At 63.3% G+C, this 20844-nt stretch carries 20 protein-coding genes; 5 read left to right on the forward strand and 15 right to left on the reverse strand.

Annotation, left to right across the window (positions count from 1 at the left end; genetic code table 11):
* Positions 1–86: 86 nt before the first annotated feature.
* The 5 genes from WJU18_RS19420 to WJU18_RS19440 form a co-directional block, all read right to left on the reverse strand.
* Positions 87–1772 (reverse strand): FAD-dependent oxidoreductase, encoded by a 1686-nt coding sequence (locus WJU18_RS19420; protein WP_423454900.1) that lies wholly within the window; start codon positions 1770–1772, stop codon positions 87–89.
* Positions 1769–2194, reverse strand: coding sequence for a Zn-ribbon domain-containing OB-fold protein (locus tag WJU18_RS19425; RefSeq protein ID WP_423454902.1), 426 nt, complete (start codon positions 2192–2194; stop codon positions 1769–1771). The genes WJU18_RS19420 and WJU18_RS19425 overlap by 4 nt, the downstream gene beginning before the upstream one ends.
* A gap of 44 nt (positions 2195–2238) precedes the next feature.
* Positions 2239–3423, reverse strand: a complete 1185-nt coding sequence (locus WJU18_RS19430; protein ID WP_423454904.1) for a thiolase C-terminal domain-containing protein — start codon at positions 3421–3423, stop codon at positions 2239–2241.
* Positions 3424–3502: 79 nt separating this feature from the next.
* Positions 3503–4477: a Bug family tripartite tricarboxylate transporter substrate binding protein gene (locus WJU18_RS19435; RefSeq protein ID WP_423454905.1), complete on the reverse strand. Its 975-nt coding sequence runs from the start codon at positions 4475–4477 to the stop codon at positions 3503–3505.
* Positions 4478–4520: 43 nt separating this feature from the next.
* Positions 4521–5837 (reverse strand): Rieske 2Fe-2S domain-containing protein, encoded by a 1317-nt coding sequence (locus WJU18_RS19440; protein WP_423454906.1) that lies wholly within the window; start codon positions 5835–5837, stop codon positions 4521–4523.
* Between the two features lie 106 nt (positions 5838–5943).
* Between WJU18_RS19440 and WJU18_RS19445 the strand changes: the two genes are divergently transcribed.
* On the forward strand, positions 5944–6897 hold the full coding sequence (locus WJU18_RS19445; protein WP_423454908.1) for a PDR/VanB family oxidoreductase: 954 nt from the start codon (positions 5944–5946) through the stop codon (positions 6895–6897).
* An 88-nt stretch (positions 6898–6985) separates the two neighbouring features.
* Here WJU18_RS19445 and WJU18_RS19450 read toward each other — a convergent pair whose 3' ends face one another.
* Positions 6986–8089: a CaiB/BaiF CoA transferase family protein gene (locus WJU18_RS19450; RefSeq protein ID WP_423454910.1), complete on the reverse strand. Its 1104-nt coding sequence runs from the start codon at positions 8087–8089 to the stop codon at positions 6986–6988.
* Between the two features lie 87 nt (positions 8090–8176).
* On the opposite strand from WJU18_RS19450, the gene WJU18_RS19455 reads away from it, so the two are divergent.
* Genes WJU18_RS19455 through WJU18_RS19465 form a run of 3 tightly spaced genes read left to right on the forward strand, consistent with a single transcriptional unit; the run spans position 8177 to position 10064 of the window.
* Positions 8177–8758 carry a DUF2889 domain-containing protein gene (locus WJU18_RS19455; protein ID WP_423454912.1) on the forward strand — a complete coding sequence of 194 codons (582 nt, stop codon included), beginning with the start codon at positions 8177–8179 and terminating at the stop codon, positions 8756–8758.
* Complete coding sequence (locus WJU18_RS19460) at positions 8755–9234, forward strand: MaoC/PaaZ C-terminal domain-containing protein (RefSeq protein ID WP_423454914.1); 480 nt, start codon at positions 8755–8757, stop codon at positions 9232–9234. The genes WJU18_RS19455 and WJU18_RS19460 overlap by 4 nt, the downstream gene beginning before the upstream one ends.
* Positions 9231–10064 (forward strand): enoyl-CoA hydratase/isomerase family protein, encoded by an 834-nt coding sequence (locus WJU18_RS19465; RefSeq protein ID WP_423454916.1) that lies wholly within the window; start codon positions 9231–9233, stop codon positions 10062–10064. The genes WJU18_RS19460 and WJU18_RS19465 overlap by 4 nt, the downstream gene beginning before the upstream one ends.
* A gap of 217 nt (positions 10065–10281) precedes the next feature.
* On the opposite strand, the gene WJU18_RS19470 is transcribed toward WJU18_RS19465, so the two are convergent.
* From WJU18_RS19470 to WJU18_RS19510, 9 genes are all read right to left on the reverse strand, one after another.
* The gene (locus WJU18_RS19470) at positions 10282–11439 is read right to left on the reverse strand and encodes an acyl-CoA dehydrogenase family protein (RefSeq protein ID WP_423454918.1); all 1158 of its coding nucleotides are present in this window, start codon (positions 11437–11439) and stop codon (positions 10282–10284) included.
* Positions 11440–11522: 83 nt separating this feature from the next.
* Positions 11523–11948 carry a Zn-ribbon domain-containing OB-fold protein gene (locus WJU18_RS19475; protein ID WP_423454920.1) on the reverse strand — a complete coding sequence of 142 codons (426 nt, stop codon included), beginning with the start codon at positions 11946–11948 and terminating at the stop codon, positions 11523–11525.
* The gene (locus WJU18_RS19480) at positions 11945–13138 is read right to left on the reverse strand and encodes a thiolase family protein (protein ID WP_423454922.1); all 1194 of its coding nucleotides are present in this window, start codon (positions 13136–13138) and stop codon (positions 11945–11947) included. Before WJU18_RS19480 ends, WJU18_RS19475 begins: the two co-directional genes overlap by 4 nt.
* A gap of 16 nt (positions 13139–13154) precedes the next feature.
* Positions 13155–14423, reverse strand: coding sequence for a CaiB/BaiF CoA transferase family protein (locus tag WJU18_RS19485; protein ID WP_423454923.1), 1269 nt, complete (start codon positions 14421–14423; stop codon positions 13155–13157).
* A 140-nt stretch (positions 14424–14563) separates the two neighbouring features.
* Positions 14564–15274, reverse strand: a complete 711-nt coding sequence (locus tag WJU18_RS19490) for a nitroreductase (protein ID WP_423454924.1) — start codon at positions 15272–15274, stop codon at positions 14564–14566.
* A gap of 6 nt (positions 15275–15280) precedes the next feature.
* Positions 15281–15640 carry an NIPSNAP family protein gene (locus WJU18_RS19495; RefSeq protein WP_423454925.1) on the reverse strand — a complete coding sequence of 120 codons (360 nt, stop codon included), beginning with the start codon at positions 15638–15640 and terminating at the stop codon, positions 15281–15283.
* Between the two features lie 5 nt (positions 15641–15645).
* Positions 15646–17358 carry an FAD-dependent oxidoreductase gene (locus WJU18_RS19500; protein WP_423454926.1) on the reverse strand — a complete coding sequence of 571 codons (1713 nt, stop codon included), beginning with the start codon at positions 17356–17358 and terminating at the stop codon, positions 15646–15648.
* 8 nt (positions 17359–17366) lie between these two features.
* On the reverse strand, positions 17367–18341 hold the full coding sequence (locus tag WJU18_RS19505; protein WP_423454928.1) for a Bug family tripartite tricarboxylate transporter substrate binding protein: 975 nt from the start codon (positions 18339–18341) through the stop codon (positions 17367–17369).
* Between the two features lie 159 nt (positions 18342–18500).
* On the reverse strand, positions 18501–19265 hold the full coding sequence (locus tag WJU18_RS19510; RefSeq protein WP_423454929.1) for an IclR family transcriptional regulator domain-containing protein: 765 nt from the start codon (positions 19263–19265) through the stop codon (positions 18501–18503).
* Between the two features lie 342 nt (positions 19266–19607).
* Between WJU18_RS19510 and pobA the strand changes: the two genes are divergently transcribed.
* Entirely contained in the window at positions 19608–20801 is a 1194-nt protein-coding gene (gene pobA / locus WJU18_RS19515; protein WP_423454931.1) for a 4-hydroxybenzoate 3-monooxygenase, read from the forward strand.
* The last annotated feature ends 43 nt before the right edge of the window (positions 20802–20844 follow it).

Genomic DNA, 20844 nt, shown 5'->3' on the forward strand with positions numbered 1-20844 from the left:
TCCTGGGACCGCCATGCTCCAGCTTGGCATGCAGCGCTTGCAGATACCCCGAATGCCAAGCTGGAGCTTGGCGGTCCCAGGGGAAATCATTCGAGAGAGGAGCCCCGCACATACCGCGCAATCCGGTAGCCCTCCACCATGGCAGGCCCCAACGTGGTCCCTGGCCCCGGGTAGTACCCCTGCATCACGGAGGCCGCGTCATTGCCGCAGGCATATAGCCCCTCCAAGCGCTCACCCGTCTCATCCAGAACGCAGCCGTGAACGTCAGTGACCAGCCCTGCACTGGAGGCCGCGTCACCAGGCCAGACGGCCATGGCGCAGAAAGGACCGTTCTCGACCGGCGCCAGGCAGGGATTGGGCGCGTGGTCAGGATCTCCATTGAAACGGTCGAATACCGACGAGCCCTTGCCAAATTCCGGATCCACGCCCGCCCGCGCGCCTTCGTTGTAGCTGGCCATGCTGGCTTCCAAAGCGCCGGTGGGCATCTGCAACTGGCGGGCCAGTTCGGTCAGCGTAGGCGCGACCGTCAAGTAGCGCCTGGCCGCCCACGGCTTCAGGTTGGTCGTCTGCGGCGCGATCGCGCCCAGGCCGTAGCGGCGGATGAACGCGGCCTCGCAGACCAGATACGCCGGCACCGCGCGCGCCGCTACCATGCCTTCCACGAAGTGATGGTAGGAAGAAGCCTCGTTGACGAAGCGCTGCCCCTGGCCATTCACGGCCACCAGCCCAGGCTTGGCCCGATCCAGGAACAGATGCGGAAACAAACCGGTGCTGCCATCGGATCTCGGCACCTGGGAAACAGGTTGCCAGAAAAAGTTACCGGTATGGCGCTCAATACCCGCTCCCACACCGCGCGCCGCCGCTACGCCTTCGCCTCGGACACTGGGCGGCGCGATGGGATACACCTTCAGGCCGCCGCCATCCAGCTCATGGCGTAGCATTTCATGGTGGCCTACCCCGCCTGTGGCCAGCACCACCCCATGGCGTGCCAGCAGCGCGTGGGTGCGGCCCTCGCATTCGAAACGCGCGCCCGTCACGCGGCCTTTTTCTCGTGTCAGCTCCTGCAAGCGCCAGTTGAAGCGGACATCGACCCCCGCCTGCAGCAGGCTGTAGAACAGCCGTGCCACCAAGGCATTGCCCATCACCAGCCGCGTGCCCCGCGAGTAGCGCAAGCGATCGGCCCCATACCGCAGCACCAGCCGGGCTGAATGGCTGAAATCGCGCCATGAGCGGTACCGGTTCAGCAAGGCCGTGATATCCGCCTTGCCGATCATCATGCCGCCGAGCACCATGAACTCGGGCAAGGGAGGCCTGACTCTCTCGAAGTCCCGCCGCAGCAGACGGCCGTCAAATGGCAGAGGCGAGACAGCTCTGCCGCTGACGGCGGCGCCCGGCAGATCAGGCAGGTAGTCAGGATGCTTGCCTGAACTCGCGAACGCCACGGCGCTACGGGCCTGCAGATAGCTCAAGGCCTCGTCGCCAGTGGCCAGGTAAGCAGCACGGCGCCCTCTGGGATCCAGTGGCCCGATCAGGGCGCCGAGGTATTCGCGTGCAGCCCCCACCGTATCGGCATGGCCGGCCGCTTGACCTTGCCGATTACCCGGAAGCCAGAGCGTTCCAGCGGAGGTGGCGGTGGTACCGCCCACCTGCCCGCTGGCTTCGCACAGCACGACGGAAAGTCCTTCGAGGGCGGCCACCAGGGCCGCCGTCATTCCACCAGCCCCTGCGCCCACGACGATGAGGTCGGGCGCCGTGGCTTCACCAACGCTCATTCCAGAATCCAATGCAGCAGAGAAAACGGCGGATCGGCCTCTGCATGGTGCTCATACACGCCCTTCACCTCCGCACCGATGTTCACGGTTTGCAGGGGATCGCCCAGCAAATTACCCACCATGCGCACCAGGCCGGCATGCGGCAACTCCACCAGCACCGCGAGATAGGGCCCATGCTCCTTCAGGCTGGCGTGCGCCGGGTGCCAAACACGCTCCCAGCTGTAGATGCGCCCCTTGGGCTCCACCTCGACCCAATCGGGATCGAACGCGTGACATTGATGGCAGATCCACTCCGGGCCGAACTGCCAGGTACCGCAATGGCGGCACCGCTGTACCCGCAAGCGCTCTTCGCGCAAACCTGCCCAGTAGGGCGCGGAAAGGCCGTCAGGCTCGGGTACTGGAATGGGAAGACCCGCGGGCAAGTAAGTTTGAGAATGCAGGGACTTAGTCACTGGTGTAACGGCGCTCACAGCACAGCCTCCGATCCAAGCATCAGGTTGCTGACAGGCGCCACCATGGGGCCGCCCACCACCAGCGCCACGTCATGGCGCGGCGCCTGGTTGACAGAGGTGCCGCGCACCTGGCGCACCGCCTCCAGTACCAGTTCAAAGCCATGCATATAGCATTCAGCCAAATTGCCTCCGCTGGTGTTCAAGGGTAGCCGCCCTCTGGGCGCGGTCAGGTTTTCCAGGGTGAGGAATTCGTTGGCCTCCTCAGGCTTGAAGAAACCATGTTCGGCCAGCGCCATGACCACACCACCGGTGAAGTTCTCATAGCTCTGCACCACCCCCACGTCCGCCGGAGTGACTTTCGCCATGTCGTACAGATCCTGCGCCACCGTCCCGAAGTTGGCCGAGGCATATTCAGGCGAGTTGTGCGGGTGGGCCGCGAACCGGTAGCCCGAGCCGGAGGCAGCCCCCAGCAGGTACACGGGCTTGTGGGGAAAATCGCGCGCACGCTCGGCATCCACCAGGATCAGCGCCGCCGCGCCATCGTTCTCCATGCAACAGTCGAACAGGTGGAAAGGCTCGGCGATCCAGCGGGAAGCGTCGTAGCGCGCCTCATCGAGCGGCCGGCCATGCATCACGGCGCGAGGGTTGGCCTGGGCATGCTGGTAGGAAGCCAGCGCGATCGCGCGCAGGGCTTCCTGGCGGACACCGTGCTCATGCATGTAACGCTGCGCGCGCATGGCAAAGCGTTGCGGTGGAGACAGCACACCGTATGGCATGAGGTATGACTTCTCTCCCGACACGGTATCGACCCCGGTCGTCCGGCCAAACCGCCCATGCTGGCCTTGCGCCAGCGAGCGGAACACCACTACGCAATCGGCTTGCCCGGTGGCGATGGCCGCCGCGCCGTTGGCGACCGCCGCGCAGCAGCCTCCTCCGCCGCCGCCCCACTGCATGGTGCTGGATCGCAATCGCGGCAGGCCTAGCGCGGCCGCCAGGCGCGTGGCTTCGCTCCGGTCGTCGCTATAGGAGGCAAATCCATCGATCTGGCGAGGATCCATGCCAGCGTCGGCGCAGGCGGACAGAATCGCCTTGAGCGCCAGCTTGAATTCGGCATCCGGCGACTGTCCGTGCCTGTAATACACGGTTTCTCCGACACCCACCACGGCCACCTGACCGCGCAATGTTCGGATATTTTTCATCGCCGGGCCGCTCCCAAGATGAAAAGCTCCCCCTGGGGGCAGCGGACCACACGAAGTGGGGAAGCGTGGGGGCCATTTTTCATATAGTGATACCCGCCTTCTTGATGACTTCACCCCAGTGCTTCATCTCTCCCGCAATGCGCTGCTCCATCTCCTGCGGTGTGCTGCTGTGCGGTTCGATACGGCGGTCGATGAAGATCTTGCGCACCTCCGGCCTCGCCACGGCCGCCACCACGGCCCCGTGCACTTTGGCAAGGATGTCGGCAGGCACCCCCTTGGGCGCCAGAAGGCCAAACCATGCCGTGGCGGCGAAACCCGGTACCTCCTCCGCGATGGCGGGCAGGCCAGGAACCACGTCAGTGGGCTTGGGTGTTGCAACGGCCAGGTAGCGCACCTTGCCCGATGCCAGCATGGAGGCGCCGTCCAGGCCTGTCACGAAAGCGGCCTGCAGTTGCCCGCCGGCGAATGCCGCCAACAAGGGAGCTCCTCCGCTGTACGGGATGTGCTTGAGCTTGAGGCCAGCCTGGTCGTTGAACTGCTCACCCGTCAGGTGCGAGAGCGATCCATTGCCAACCGAGCCGTAGTTGAGCTTGTCTCCCTCGCGTTTGGCATAAGCCAGGAACTCTTTGAGAGTGCGTGCCGGGCTGTCCGCCGGCACCGCCAGGATCATGGGCGTGAGCGCTACCGTGGAAATAGGCGCCAGATCATGCACAGGGTCATAGGGCACCTTGCGCAGCAGCGACACCACGGCGTTGGGGCCGGTATTGCCAAACGCCAGCGTGTAGCCATCGGGCGCGGCCTTGGCCACCACATCGGTTCCGATGGTTCCCCCCGCGCCCGCGCGGTTGTCGATCACCACCGGCTGGCCCAACAGCTCCTGCATCGGCTGTTGTATGGCCCGGGCCAGTTGATCAGTCGAGCCGCCAGCGGGGTACGGCACCACCACCCGGATCGGGCGTGAAGGATAGCCCTGTGCCCACGCCCGCACAGCGGGCAAAGCCAGCAAGGCAGCCGCGGCGGCCACCCGGCGGCGGTTCAAGTCAATGTTCGCCATGTTGTCTCCACTTGTATGAACTCTTGTGAACTCTTATGAACCTTTAGGGTTGATAGCCAAAACCTTCGCCGAGCTTGGCTTTCATGAACTCACCGCCATGCGCTTTCCAATCGGCTTGCGCGGGAACAGTGATGGAGATGGCCCGCCAGAGAAACTGCGCCGGGTCGGTCGCCGAAGCGGGCACACGGTCTTCTGCCGCCAGGCGCTTCAGAGCGTCCAGCAGCACGCGCCGCATGCGGACAATGCCGATATCGGTCGTTCCCAGATGCTCTTGGCTTCGGTCGTAGATCGGTGCGACACCCGACTGGCAGGCAGCGTCCTGCACCCACAGCCCAGGCAGGCCAGCGTTATGCTTCTTCGCGAGTTCCGCGCTGAACTGGTAGGCATTGCCTCGGTTGAAGACACTCCAGTAGTTGTGATAAGGCTCGCTGCAAGGACGCTGCTCGAACGAGTCCTGCGACGAGTGCCCTGTCTGCCGGCCCGCATGCCCCTCTTTGAACAGTTTGCGGGTTTTTTCATAGAACGGCTGATCCGGGTGATAGGAAAACATCAGGCACAAGGTGTGCTCGTCGTCGATCGGCACCCAGGCATGCCCGCTGAGTTCCGGGAATTGGCTTTGCGGCGGCACCAGGGTCCAGAACGGCATCAGGTACTGATTGACGCGGATGTAGTGGTTGCCTTCATCCATCCGCCTGCGGGAGGCGATGCTCACGCCTGCGTCGTGCACCGAACACTCGAAGGTAGGCGCCAGATCCTGGGCTTGCTTCCATTGGTTGATCACGCCTTTGCTGTCCGCCCGGCCGTGCAGGATGGCTGCGTGGGCGGAATCGATCTCCCCTTCCAGCGCCTGCAGCCAATTGCACTCCTGCACCCGCACCGACAGCGCCACCTGCTCTTCCGGCACCATGTTCCACTCCACGGAGGGAAGCTCAGGCGCGTTCTCGGGCTCTGGCCCCATATAGGTCCAGAGCACGCCATTGCGCTCACGCACGGGGTACGACTTGATGCGCATGTGGGCCACCATGGGTGAGTTGGCGGGCTCCGCCGGCATTTCCAGGCAGCGTCCTTCCACCGAGAACTTCCACCCATGGTAAATGCAGCGCACCCCGCCTTCTTCATTGCGGCCAAACACCAGGGGGGCGCCACGATGAGGGCATGCGTGGTCGACCAGCCCCACCTTTCCCTCGCTGTTCCGGAACGCCACCAGGTCTTCGCCCAACAGACGCACCCGGTATGGCTGCCCGTCGGCCGGCACATCGCGGGCCAGGAGAAAGGGAATCCAGTACAGCCGCATCAAGCGCCCCATCTCGGTGCCCGGCCCCACCCGCACCAAACGCTCGTTGTCTTCGCGGTTCAGCATTTCAATTATTTCCTTTTGGTTGTACCATTGACAAATCCTACCATTAGGCGAGCATCAAAGCAATGTGAATTGCCCGGCTTGCCGCATCTCCTCGCACTTCTCACCCATGACGCCCCTGTCCCTGCACATCCGCCAGATCCGCCTGGAGGCGAACGACACCCTTTCCTTCGATCTCGCGGCACCGGATGGCGCCGAGCTCCCCTCGTTCAGCGCCGGCTCCCATATCGACATCCAGATACCCGGCGGCCCGCGCCGCAGCTATTCGCTGACAGGTGCCTCCAACCGCCGGGACCGCTACCGGATCGCGGTGAAGCATGCCCAGGACAGCCGGGGCGGCTCACGCTGGCTGCACCAATCGGCGCGGGTGGGCATGGCCCTGGAGGTCCATGGGCCGCGTAACCAGTTCGAATTGGCCGAAGACGCTCCTTTCACCGTTCTGCTGGCTGGCGGCATCGGCATCACCCCGCTTCTGCCCATGGCAGCGCGATTGAACGAGCTGAAGCGCTCATGGGCGCTGCACTACACCACCCGGCGCAAACGGGATCTGGCGTTTGAGCGGGAGCTGCGGAGCCTGGAAACGCTGGGACACGGGAAAGTGCATCTCCATTGCACGGCCGAGGGCGACGCCCGCCTGGACCCGGTGGGCATTGCCAGGCAGGCTCCGCTCGACAGCCATGTGTACGTGTGCGGGCCTCAAAGCCTGATCGATGCCACGCTGGAAGCCTGCGCCTCACGGCCTTCGCAGCATGTCCACCATGAGCGCTTCAACGCCACGCAATCTCCGGCCACCAATGGCAGCTATGAGCTGGTTCTGGCGCGCAGCGGGCGGCGCCTGCCGGTGGCGGCGGGGCGCACTATGCTGTATACCCTGCTGGAAGCCGGTATCGACGTGCCTTTTTCATGCACACAGGGCATCTGCGGCAGTTGCCGCGTCGACGTGATCGGGGGATCGCCTGATCACCGCGATGAGTACTTGAGCGATGACGAGCGCGAGAGCGGGCGCTGCGTCATGGCCTGTTGCTCGGGCTCGCACAGCCCCGAGCTGACGTTGGATTTGTGAAAGCAGTTCGGCATAACTCTGGTCTCGTCATTCCCGCGCAGGCGGGAATGACGTCTAGAGAGTTCCCGAGCGAACTAGCGCAACTCCGTTACCGCCAACCCGACAGCACGTCACCCACAGTGACCGCCTGCTTGGGTGCCGCCCCCTGAATGCGTGCCGGTGTTCTCGAGAAACGGGGTGCAGGCGCGGTGTGCATCACGCCATCCAGCTCCTGGAAAGCGGCGCGTGCCTGCATATGCGGGTGGCGGGCAGCCTCGCTCAAGGTGAGCACAGGCGCAAAACAAGCGTCCGAGCCTTCGAGCAATTCACACCATTCGGCCCGGGTGCGCGTGCGGAAAATCCGCGCTAGCGTCTCCTCCATTTCCGGCCAGCGTGCGCGGTCGTTCTGGGCTTGGCGAAGCTCTTCGGGCACACCGAGCTTCTCGCACAGCAGCTCGAAGAACTTGGGCTCGATCGCCCCTACCGACACCTGACTGCCATCGGCCGTGTCGTAGGCGCGGTAGTATGGGGCCCCGCCATCAAGCATGTTGGCGCCCCGTGTCTCTTCATACGTGCCGCGCAGACGCTGCGTTTGAAACAACGTCATGAGCGACACCACGCCGTCGCAGATGGCCGCATCCACCACCTGCCCCTGCCCACTGCGCCGCGCTTCCAGCACCGCAGCCAGAATGCCCACCACCAGGTACAGGCTGCCGCCACCGTAATCTCCCACCAGGTTCAATGGAGGCACCGCGGTCCGGTCCTTCTCGCCGATGGCCGCCAACGCGCCCGAGATCGAGATGTAGTTGATATCGTGGCCCGCCGCCTGTGCCAGAGGGCCCTCCTGGCCCCATCCTGTCATGCGGCCGTAGACGAGCTTCGGATTGCGCCCCGCCACCGCATCCGGACCAAAGCCCAGACGCTCCATCACGCCAGGCCTGAAGCCCTCGACCAGGACATCGGCCTGCCCCAGAAGCTCCATTACCTGCGCCTTGTCTTCAGGATTCTTCAGATCCAGCAACACAGTCTTGCGCCCTCTCCCCACGATATCCAGTTGGTCGCCCAAGTTCGCCCCAGGCCGATCCACCCGAATGACCTCCGCGCCAAGGTCAGACAGCAGCATGCAGGCAAAGGGCCCCGGGCCGATGCCCGCGAACTCGATGACACGGACACCCGCCAGCGGGCCGGCGGCGGAAGAAGGCGAAGTACTCATGAAGACCTTTCAAAATGGATTCGGCGCATTCAATTTGCCAGCGCCTGGCATGCAACTATACAATCTTTGGATCAACCATTGATAAAAATGAACCATCAGGATCAAACCCCACCCACCTCCTGTGCACGGGAGCGCCTGCACACACGGTCGGTGGAATACAACGGCTACCGCCGCCAAGACGGCCTCTGGGACATCGAGGCCGAGCTGCGCGACTACCGCCACTACGACACTCAAACGCCGACGGGGCTGCTGCCGGCTCAAGCATCGGTGCATCACATGGCGATCACCCTGACACTGGACGATGACTTGACGGTGCAGGATGTCAGCGCCAGGATGATGAGCACGCCTTTCGGCTCGTGCCTTGAAGTCGAAACGAGCCTCAAGCCCATGGTGGGCGCCCGCATCGGATCCGGCTGGCGGCGTGCCATCACTGAGCGGATTGGCGGGATCCAAAGCTGCACGCACCTGCGTGAATTGCTGGCCAACCTGGCCACCGCTGCTCTGCAGACCATTCCGACCTGGCATGCCCAGCAAACGAAAAAGCAAGGACAGAGCCCCGGGGGCCGTCCTCACTATCTGGGCCAGTGCCATGCCTGGCGGCTGGACGGCCCGCTCGTCCAAAAGATCTACCCCAAATTCCATCAACCCTCTCAACAGGAAAACCCATGAGCCAGACCGAAGAACGCCAGCCCCGCGGCATGTACTTCGAGGATTTCGAGATCGGCAAAGCCATCATCACCTCCCGCCGTACCGTGACACTCACGGACATCGTGAACTTCGCCTGCCTTTCAGGCGACCACAACGCGCCCCACATCGACCACGAATTCTGCAAGACCCAGTCCTATGGCGAACCCATTGCGCACGGCCCGCTGGTTCTGGCGATCGTGGGAGGACTGCAGTGCCTGAGCGGCATCAATGACGGCACCATCATCGCCATGACCGGGCTGGACAACTGGCGCATGCATCTGCCGGTCAAGTCAGGGGACACGATCCATGCGGTGATCACGCCCACGGAGAAGAAGCTGACGAGCAGCGGCACCAAGGGCATCGTCACCTGCGAGCGCATCGTGAAGAACCAGCGCGGAGAAATGGTGCATTCGATGCTCATCTCCAACATGTACAAGTGCCGGAGCGCCCAGGCGTGAGCTCGGGCGAACATGGCACCGCCCCAATAGAGCGGCAAGTCTTCGGCAAGGTGCTGCTTGAGCGCGAGGGCGCGGTCTCCATCGTGACCTTGAACCGCCCGGAGCGCCGCAATGCCCTCGGCGAAGGCCTGCGCGAAGACCTGGTGGAAGCCATGGCGGCAGCGGACGCTGATAATGCCACCCGCGCCATCATCCTGACCGGTGCCGGCAATTGCTTCTGCGCGGGCGGTGATCTCAAATGGATATTGGCCGGTCTTGAGTCCGACGAAGGCCGGCCGCTGCAGGACAAGACCGATCCGCCGCGCGATGCGGCATTGCTGTCGGTCTATGAATCCCGCAAACCGGTCATCGCGGCGGTCAATGGCCCGGCCTTTGGCGCCGGCATGAACCTCGCGCTGGCTGCGGACATCCGGATTGCCTCCAGCACGGCGCGCTTTTGCCAATCGCACGTGTTGCGTGGCCTGATGCCCGACTACGCCGGCACTTATCTGTTGCCGCAGATCGTCGGCCATGCCAAGGCTTGCGAGCTGGTCTACACCGGCGCCATCGTGGACGCCCAGGAGGCGCTTCACCTGCGCATGGTCAACACCGTGGTCGATCCGGAGCAGGTCATGCCCTCGGCGCTCGCCATGGCAGCGGTCATTGCCCGCAACGCGCCCTTGCCCATCCGGCTGGCCAAGCGCGCCCTTCAGCGATACCACCAGGGCGGCATCCGTGAAGCGCTGGACCGGGAAACCGCGGCGCAGAACATCTGCTACGACACCCAGGACGGCCGAGAAGGCTTGCGAGCCTTTGTCGAGAAGCGCGACCCTGTGTTCCACGGCCGCTAGAGCGCTCTTGAGTAAAAACTGACCGTCAATAGCCGTCATTCCCGCGCAGGCGGGAATCCAGGGGGCCTTGGAAGGATGCACTGGATTCCCGCCTGCGCGGGAATGACGGTGGGGGTGGCTTCATCTCATAAATCAACAGTTCTCTAGATACAAAAAAACCGGCTGAGGCATCTACACGCCTCAGCCGGTTTTGCGTTACTTAGCCTTCAGCCTTCGCTTACAGATCCATCTGCTTGGCCAGGATGTTGCGCTGGATCTCGCTGGTGCCGCCGCCGATCGGGCCCACGCGTGAGTCGCGGAAGAACATCTGCATGTCGTACTCGTTCGAGTAGCCCGCCCCGCCCAGGATCTGCATGCCCATGTCGGCGCATTTGAAGTTGTTCTCCGTGGCCACGATCTTTGCGATGGACGCCTCGGTCACGGCGGGCTTGCCCGCGTCCAGCACGTCGGACAGGCGGTAGACCATCTGGCGGGCTGTTTCGGAGAGAATAAGCATATCGGCGAGCTTGTGCTGGATCACCTGGAAGCCGGAAATGGGCTGGCCGAACTGAATGCGTTCCTTGGCATAGTCGCGGGCGTATTCCGTGATCTTGAAGCAATGGCCGGCGGAAATGGCCGCCAGACCCAAGCGCTCCAGCGCCAGGCAGTTCATGATGTTTTTCCAGGCACGGCCTTCGCCGCCAAACAGGTTGGTGGCCGGTACGCGCACATTCTCGAAGAAAACCTCGTTGGCATGCGTGGTGCGGCGCCCGAGCATGGACAACGGGCGAACGGTCACGCCCGGCGCCTTGGCATCCACCAGCAACGTGCTGATGCCCTGGTGGCGGTTGCTGCTGTCCCTGTCAGTGCGGGTAATCACCACAAAGTAGTCAGCCACGTGGCCGCAGGTGATCCACACCTTGTTGCCGTTGAGCACATACTCGTCGCCCTGGCGCTCCGCAAAGGTCTTCACGCCCGCGACGTCTGAACCGGTACCTGGCTCGGACATGCACAGCGACAGCTTGGCCTTGCCCGCGATGATCTTGGGCATCAGCTCCTTCTTCAGTTCCGGCGTGCCGAACTTGGCGATGTGCATGCCGGCATAGATGCCCGAGGTGGTGATCGCCTGCGCGATACCGGTGTAGTAGTAGCCCAGGGTTTCCAGGAACACAGCGATGTCCCGGTAAGACCCGCCCATGCCCCCCAGCTCCTCGGGATAGAACAGGCCGATGTAGCCGGCATCGGCCAGGGCCTCATACGCCTCGTGCGGGAACTCGCGAGCTTCATCCATCTTGCGGATCTTTTCCCACGGCAGGTGCCTGCTCAGCAAATCAAGCACGCCTTCGCGCATCATGATTTGGTCTTCGGTCAGGCCAACGGTATTGAAGAGGGACATCAGGAATCTCCTTGTGTGAAATCAGTCAGTAAAGGGAAGGTTCAATCTGGAAGGCTCAATCTGGAAGGCTCGATCTGGAAAGTTCAAGCGATCGGTCTCGCCGCGAACAAAGGCCCGTCCCGATAGCTCAGCACCAGCATCTCCACGGCTTGGCCAATCGCGAACGGCGTGCCTTCGCGGTCCACCAGCCGGCATGCCAGGCGGATGCCGCTCTCGAGATCGACGATGCCGCAGGCATAGGGCGCTTCGGGAGCAAAGACGGTGGGAGCGGCATGGATGCGGGTCCACGAGTACAAGGTGCCTCGCGAGCTCAGATCAGTCCATGCCACTTCGGTAGACCAGCAATGCGGGCACACCGGTTTGGGCGGGAATGTCTGCTTGCCGCAGCTCTGGCAGCAGGTGCTCTGCCAGCGCCCTTCGCCCAGAGCAGACCAGAAGTCCTTGGTGAATCCTGAAATGCGGGGTGGATAGGCCCTCTCGGCCTCGATGGTCAGGGTGGGGAGCGTCATGCCTTGGCCTCCAGCACGTGAATGAGAGCGGCGTTGTAGTTGCCCAGTTCGCCCGTGGCCAACCCGAAACGGGCATTGCGCACTTGCCGCTCGCCAGCCCGGCCGCGCAGCTGTTCAGCCAGTTCCACGTAGTTGTAGAGCGAGGTCACGTAGGCCGGATGCCCCCGCGACGTGAGTCCGCCCGACGTGGAAACCGGTATCCGGCCGCCCAGTCGGGTTTCGCCTTCGGAGGCAGCGCGTGCACCCTGCCCCTTGGGCACCAATCCGATGGCCTCGCTCACCAGCACCTCCACGATCGTGCACGGCGCATACAGCTCGGCGACGTCGATATCGGCGGGACGGATACCGGCCTGCTCGTAGGCCGTCTGCGCGGCCTGCTGGGCGGATGTGAATGCGATCATGTCGTTGGGTATGTCGCTGATCTGATGCGTGCCGTCGTGGCAGAAGCCGCGTCCGCGGACCAGCACATAAGGGCGGCCCAATTCGCGCGCGACTTCTTCGCTCGCCAGCACAAGGCAAGCCGCGCCGTCACCGCGGGGCGGCACGTCATACAGGCCCAGCGGCTCCACGATGGGGCGCTGCCCGACCACATCCTGCAGGGTGATGGGCTTGCGGAACTGGGCGAGCGGGTTCAGGCTGGCATGGTGGCGGTTCTTGACCGCCACGGCCGCCAGTTGCTCCCGCGTGGCGCCGTGCTCATGCATGTAGCGCATGGCATCCATGGCATACCAGGCGATCGGCGTAAAACCCGCCGAGGTATGGAAATCCACATCCCCCGTGGTGCGCATGCTGCTCATCATGTGCTCGGCCGCCGAAACCGCGCTTTCCATGTTGATGCCGAGGGCCAGGGACACTTCAGCGCGGCCCAGCATGATATCGTTGCAGGCTTGGTCGAAGGCCAGCGCGGCCGTCATTCCGTTGCCCATCACCTCCATCACGTTGCCGCGGCATGACAGGCGCAACTGGCCCATGAGGAAGGTGTGAAAGTACTTCTGCCTCGTGTAGGGCCGCGGCAACGTGAACACCAAGCTCTGGATGTCCTGCTTGTCGACGCCCGCATCCCGCACGGCTTCGACCACGAGACGCGTCATGATCTCGTGTTCCAGGACCTGAAGCGCCTCCTCGTCCGCCGTCTGATGGCGGCCCACCGGAATGGCACTGGCTCCGATGATGGCAACAGCTTTCGTCATGCTTTCTCCTGCGCGCTCAAGCCTGGGTGCCGAAGGCGCCGGCCTGTCTGGCACTTGCCAGCTTTTCTTCGTTCCATCCGAGCACGTCCTTCAGGATCTCGTCGGTATCGGCCCCCACCGCTGGAGCAGCCTTGGCCGCGCGCGCTGGCGTGCGGTCGAGGCGCAGCGGCGTGGCGATGTTCGGCACCCACCCTTTGACCGGATGGGGAATGCGCTCCACCAGGTTCCGGGAACGCGCTTCGTCGGATGCCAATGCCTGAGCCAGCGTCCGGACAGGGCCGCTCGGAACCCCCGCCGACCGCAAGCGCGGCTGCCAATAGCTCCAAGGCTGTTTGCCAAAGGCGTCCTGCATCAGCTCGAACAGGAATTCCCTTTGATTCAGACGATTGGCGCGCTTGGACAGCACGGGGTCGTGGGCAATGTCCGGACGCTCCAGTACCTGCTCGAACAGGCGAACGAAAATGCCATCGTTGCCGCAGTTGATGTAGAACGGCAGATCCTGGCACTGGAAAACACCGGAAGGACAGGTATCGGGGCTGGTGTTGCCATTGCGCTGGGGTTCGTAGCCCGTGGTCAGGTGCTGCATGGCGCCGAAGCCCGTCATGAGGATCGCGGTATCGAACAGCGCCACCTCGACCCTTTGGCCCATGCCGTCCTTGGCGCGGGCCATCAAGGCCAGCAAGATGGCATTGGTCGCAGTCATGGCGGTGCTGATGTCCATGATGGCCGAGCCCGTGCGCACGCCCTGCCTGTCCGAGTATCCGTTCATGGAGATGAAGCCGCTTTCAGCCTGTGCGATGGGATCGAACCCCAGGCGGTCGGCATAGGGGCCCGTACGGCCGTAAGCCGAGACTGAGCAGTAGATCAGCTTGGGGTTGACCGCCTTGCATGTCTCGTAATCGAGGCCGAAGCGCTCCATGACCCCCGTGGAGAAGTTCTCCACCAGCACGTCGGCCTGCGCGATCAACTCCAGAGCCACCGCCAACCCCTCGGCCGATTTCATGTTCAAGCCGATGCTTCGCTTGTTGCGGTTGGTCCAGAGGTAGGGAGCACCTTGCGCCGGCAGCTCCGGATCCATCGGAGGGTAGTAGCGGAAGTCATCGCCCTTGACGGGGGCCTCCACCTTGATCACGTCGGCGCCGAAATCGGCCAGCGTCATCGTGGCCAGCGGGCCCGCGACGAAGTGCGTGAAATCGACCACGCGCACCCCCGAAAGCACACCCTCGCGAGTCTCCGACGAGGCCTTCTGCGGCGGCAGGGAATCAATTCTGTCTTGATCAAACACGGCGTCCTCGGCTCTCTCTAATAAATGTCAATGGTTCTACCATATATTACAGAAAAAACACCTCTTGGGTCAAGGCGCCTTGTGAGGCCTATCCGTTGAGATGCAGGAAAGTTGGAAAGGGGAGCTACTAGTTCAGTGGACTAGTCGTGCCAGCTCACCGCAGTTGCGGCGTCCGCGCGGCCGGTACGAAAACCGTTGGCGGGGTGCTCCAGGTCGGCATAACCCAGCGAAATGCCACACACCACCCGCCTGGTGGATGGCAGGCCGAAGAACGCCCTCACCCGCTCAGGCCGTTTCGCCAGGGCCGCCTGGGCGATACAGTTGACGCCCAGGCTTGTCGCGGCCAGCATGAAGTTGGCCACGTAGCCGCCGCAATCGATTGCCCCGTAGACGCCGAGCGCTTCATCGGTGGTGATCATCACCACGTGCGGCGCGCCAAACAGCCGCAGGTTCTCCCCCGCTTGCCGTGCGGAGGCTTCGCGGTCGCCTCTGGCGATTCCCACGCTGTCATACAAGGCCAACCCGCTCTCGCGCCGGCGCTGCTGGTAGACCCCCTCATAAGCGAGAGGCCAGGGAAAGTCCTGCGCGTCACCGCCCTCGTCGCCCGCCAAAGGAGGAGCTTGGAGAATCTGCCGGAAGCGCTCGGTGGCCTCGCCTCGTGTGATATGCACCTGCCATGGCTGGGTGTTGCACCAGGACGCAGTGCGCTGCGCCAGCGAGACAATCTGGTCCAGCGTGGCTTGCGGCACCGGATCAGGGCGGAAACGCCGGCAACTGAAGCGCTGCGAGAGCAAGCGCTCCAGCACGGGTGCATCATCGGCCATATCAGCGGGAAGGCTGGAAGAGTTCATGTCTGTTCATCTCGTATTGGCCATCGGCATGGAGGCCGCGCGGATAAGCTGCGTGTGCTGCGCGGTGATCAAATGCCCCGAGGCTTTCATGTAGGCAGGGAAATCAGGATGGGTATCACGCGCCTGGCAGCGGCGTTCGTAGTCCGCCAGATCCTGATAGGCCCACAGATGAACGAACTGGTTCTGCGGCCCCACGAAACTCGTCCAGAAGCCCAGCGGATGCCCCAGTGTGTCCATCAGCACCGGCATGGCCAGGCGATTGAACACATCCAGGAACTCCGGCATCTTCCTCAACGCGATCGTGTAGGTTCGATGGTCGATCAGCGGCCTGCCGGCAGGCGCCATGAAAGCGGGTTGCATCTCCATGGCGGTCATGCGGCTTGAGGCCCTGCCACGGTGTCAGCGATGTGATGAGCCGTCACGAAGGCAAACGTCATGTTCGGCCCGTGCGTGATGCCGGCACCCGGGTAGTTGCCACCCATGAGGCTGGCCCGGTCGTTGCCCACCGCGTACAACCCGGAGATGGGCGCACCGTCCTCACGCAACACTTCGCCCGCCACGCTGGTGCGAAGGCCGTCGAAAGTACCGAGGTCGCCCATGAGGACCTTGACCGCGTAGAACGGACCGGTTTCGACCGGCGCCACGCAGGGATTGGGCTTGTGTTCAGGATCGGCGAGATAGCGGTTGAAGCTCGTGCCGCCCCGCCCGAATGCGGGATCTTCGCCACGAACGGCATCCTTGTTGAACTCGCGCACAGTGGCTTGCAGTTGTTCAGGATCGATGCCTGCCGCGCGGGCCAGATCACCCAGCGTCTTGCCTTCGAGAAGGTAGCCGCTGCGTATGAAGCGCCCGATCGGCATGGGCGCGGGCTTGACATAGCCCAGCCCATACTTGGCCAGCGCGGCCTTGTCGCAGATCAGCCACATGGCCGTTTCTGAAAAGTCCGCGCATGCGCGGTGCAGCGCCGCCCCTACGTCATGGTAGGAATTCGACTCATTGGTGAAGCGCTTGCCGTTGGCCAGCACACCGATGATGCCCGGCTTGTAGCGATCCAGCAGATGAGGGAACACGCCGACTTCACCGTCGGGAAAATCAACCCGCGTCACCGGCATCCAGGCGGCAGGCTCGGTGAACCGTATATCCACCACGCCGCCGGCCGATTCAGCCATGTTGCAGCCGTCGCCGGTGTTGCTCTTGGGTGTGGGCGACAGGTGCGCGTGGCCCCGGCGCACATGAGGATAGGCTTTGGCGATGCGCTTGGCATCGTGCGGAAAGCCGCCGCATGCCAGGACAACCCCATGCCGCGCGGTGAACCGCTGCTCGCCATCAGGGCCGCCGGCCACCACACCCTCCACGTGGCCGCCGGCCTGCTGCAGTTGCCGCACGGCCATTCCGGTCATGATCGGAACACCCAGGTCCAATGCGGACTTCGCCAGCCGGGCCGCCAGCGCGTTGCCGCTGGTGACCTCCACCCCCTTGCGATAAAGCATCAACTCCTTCATGTGATTGAGCAGCCGCTTGGTCACGTAGGCGAACGAGGTCACCGACTTGGTCACCCGGAAGAAATGCTTCAGATCGGCATTCGAGGAGTTGAACATCATCCCCATGAAGGTGATGGTGCGCAGCGGACTCTTCAGCCGTGCCATGTCCTTGCCCAGGCCCCGGATATCGTAGGGTGCGGCGAGAATCGACCGCCCCACGTCCACACCGGCGGGTGCGGTGGGATGGTAGTCGGGGTACAACGTGGGCACGAACTTCATGGACGTCTCGCGCTCCAGGAATTCGACCATGCGGGGACCGTTTTCAATGAAGGCCGTGACGGCCGCCTCATCGTAGAAAGCGCCGCATTCAGATCGCAAGAAGGTACGCACCTTCTCAGCCGAATCGGCCGGATTCTGCGCCTTGCCGAAATGCGTCAACGGCACCCAGAGCACCCCACCCGAGAGCGCAGTGGTTCCGCCGAAGACAGGTTCTTTCTCCAGCACCAGCACATCCAGTCCGCGTTTGCGCGCGGTAATGGCACACGTCAAGCCGGCCGCGCCGGAGCCGACGACGATCAGGTCGAATTCGGATTTCATCGACATGCTGGTCTTCAGTCAGCCTTGATGTTGTATTTGGAGATCACTTCCCGCCACTGAGCTGCTTCGTTCTTCATGATCTGACCCAGTTCCGCAGGGGTGGATGTGCGCGGCAGCGCGCCCGTGGGCAGAAGGCGCGTTTTGAACGACTCGTCGCTCATGACCTTGACCATGGCCGCATTGATCTTCTGGACAACGCTGTCCGGCGTTGCGGCAGGTGCGAGCAAGCCGAACCAGACCTCGGAGACAAAACCAGGCACGACGCTGGCAATGGTGGGCACGCCCGGCACCACGGGCGACGGCGCTGCGGTGGCCACGCCCAGCATGGTGAGATTGCCCTGCTGGACTTGACCCAGCATCGAGGACGAAGGTGTGGTCATCAGCATCTGCACCTCTCCCGTGCTGGCAGCCATGGTCGTGGCGGCTTCGCCTTTGTAGGGCACGTGCTCGACCTTCAGCCCCGCCATCGAAGCGAACCGGGCAGACGCCAGGTGGCCATAGGACGCCGTCCCCGCAGAGGCATACATGATCCCTTGAGGCTCCGAGCGTACGTACTTCAGAAAATCGGTCAGATTCGCGGCCGGCACCTTCTTGCTGGTCACCAGCACCATCGGAACCGCCGTGACCTGCGTCACGGGTTTGAAATCCTTCAGGGCGTCATAGCCAGCCGTTTTATTGAGCAGCGGCGCGATCACCACCCCGTTGTTCGGATACAGCAGCGTGTGTCCGTCGGGTTTGGAACGGATCACCGCCTGCGCCGCGATGGCCCCTGAAGCGCCTGGCTTGTTGTCCACGATCACCGGCTGGCCCAATGCCTTGCCCAGCGCATCCTGGAACATGCGGACCTGCGCATCGCTGGTGCCTCCCGCGGGATAGGGAACCACGATGGTGATCGGCCGCGTAGGAAATGCGGCATCTCCCTGGGCATTCGCTGCCAGCGCCAAACCCGTGATCGCCAGGGCGGCAGCTATCTTGATCGTCTCTCTCATGTATGGGCCTCGATGATTTCAATGGTCCATCCATTATAAAGGTAGAATCGTTCATTGAAACGCAAGAGAGCGCATCATGGCCAGATGGAGCGAACAGGAAAGCGTGCGGGCACAGCACAGCCACCCCAGAGTTCAAGGGTCTGGCTGAGAGTCCTCGCCCTACAGCATGGAGCGCAATTCCGCCGCGGCTTCGCGCAGGCGCTCCACTACCCTGTCAGTCTGCTGTTGAGTGCCGCCCTGCGGAACAATCACGTTGAGTGCCGCTACGGTGCGGCCCTGTGCATTGCGCAGCGGCACGGCGATGGCATGCACGCCAAGTTCATGCTCCTCGCTGGCGATGCAATAGTCCTGCCTGGCCGTTTCCTCTATGAGCGCCTTGAAATCCGCAAGATCGGTGGTCGTATGCGGCGTCAGGCGCGGCAAGCTGCGCCCGGCCAGCCAGATATCCAGCTCATCGCTTGTCAGCGCGGCCAGCAGCACCCTGCCCGTCGAGGTGGCGTGCGCCGGCAACCGGGCGCCCAGGTGCATACCATAAGCCAGCAGACGGGTGGTCGGCGTAGGGCCGGCCCCGCGCGCGACGATGACGACTTCATCGCCGTCGAGCATCACGGCGGAATACACGTCCTGCGTTTCTGCCGCAAGCCGGTTGAGCGTGGGCTGGATCACGCGCGGAAGCCGTGCCGAAGCCAGGTAGGCGCCCGACAAGCGCAGCACACGAGGGCTCAGCCAGAAATAGCTGCCGTCCGTCTCCAGATAACCCAGGTGCGCCAATGTGAGCAAATGGCGCCGTGCCGCCGCGCGGGTCAGGCCCGCCCGTTCGGCGGTTTGCGTGGCATTGAGGCGCTGGCGCTCGGTATCGAAGCTTTCCAGCACGGCCAGCCCTTTGACGAGGCCATCAATGGTGTCTGCGCGGGTAATGCTCATGAGTTTCTTTTAGAACGTGTTCATGATCTCGTCGCGAGGGCCCTTGTGTTCGAAAAGCTGTGGCTGCAAGGCGCAACCCGCAGGGATACCTCGTGGTATCGCGAGGATTTGCAACGCGGCAGACGCAGTTTTTGCGGGCGCCGTGCAACGGGCGCAAGGGCCCCGTGAGGAGATTGTGAACACGTTCTTAGAGTTTTGCGCGATGATCGCACAAATCATTCGATCATCGCGCAATTGACGGAAGTCACGCTGGCGCAGCCCATGCATGAAATCTAAGCTCAGTGAATTGGCCCTAAGAGCGTGTTCAAAGGCCACACAAGTCGCTTAGATAAGGAGACCATCATGCGCACCCAAGTCGTCATCGTGGGCGCCGGCCCTTCCGGCCTGCTGCTTGGCCAACTGCTGCACAAGGCGGGCATCGATGCCGTGATCGTCGAGCGGGTTTCAGGCGAGTATGTGCTGGGCCGCATCCGCGCGGGTATTCTGGAGCAGGTCACCATCGATCTGATGGACGAAGCCGGCGTGGGCGCCCGCATGCACGAGGAAGGGCTGGTGCATGGCGGCATTGAAATGCTGTTCGGCGGCGAGCGCCATCGCGTGGACCTGAACAAGCTCACCGGCGGAAAGAACGTGATGGTCTATGGCCAGACGGAGATGACCCGGGATCTCATGGAAGCACGGGCGGCCGCAGGCCTGCCCACCATCTACGAGGCCAAGGACGTGCGCGTGCACGACTTCGACAGCGCCAAGCCTTACGTCACCTACGAGAAAGACGGGAAAACCGAGCGTATCGATTGCGACTTCATCGCCGGTTGCGACGGATTCCACGGGGTATGCCGCGCCAGCGCGCCACGGAATGCCATCAAGGAATACGAAAAGGTGTACCCCTTCGGCTGGCTGGGCCTTCTCTCGGACACGCCGCCCGTGAACCATGAGCTGATCTACGTGAACAGCCCCCGGGGCTTCGCCTTGTGCAGCCAGCGCAGCCACACGCGCAGCCGCTACTACCTGCAGGTCCCCCTGACCGACAAGGTCGAGGAATGGACAGACGATGCTTTCTGGCAGGAGCTGAAGCTGCGCCTGGACGACAAGGGCCGGCGTGATCTGGTGACCGGCCCCTCGATCGAGAAGAGCATTGCGCCGCTGCGCAGTTTCGTGACCGAGCCGCTGCGCTTTGGCCGCATGTTCCTGGCGGGCGATGCCGGCCACATCGTGCCGCCCACCGGCGCCAAGGGCCTGAACCTCGCCGCGACCGATGTGAAATATCTGTTCGACGCCATCACCGAGTACTACAAGGACAAGAGTGAAGCCGGTATCGACGATTACTCACGCAAATGCCTGGCCCGCATCTGGCGCGCCGAGCGCTTTTCCTGGTGGTTCACGCAATTGATGCACCGTTTCCCGCACGACGAAGCCATCACCTCCAAGTTCCAGAACGCCGAACTGGACTATCTGATGCATTCCGAAAGCGGCCAGAGGACGATTGCGGAAAACTATGTTGGCCTGCCGCTGGATTTCGGCACGGCCAAACCCTGAAATCCGCTGACCCCCGCCCCAAAGGGCGGCGATACTTGCGCGG

Origin of the sequence: Ottowia sp. VDI28, assembly GCF_049532675.1 — a bacterium.
Classification (GTDB): Bacteria; Pseudomonadota; Gammaproteobacteria; order Burkholderiales; family Burkholderiaceae_C; genus Ottowia.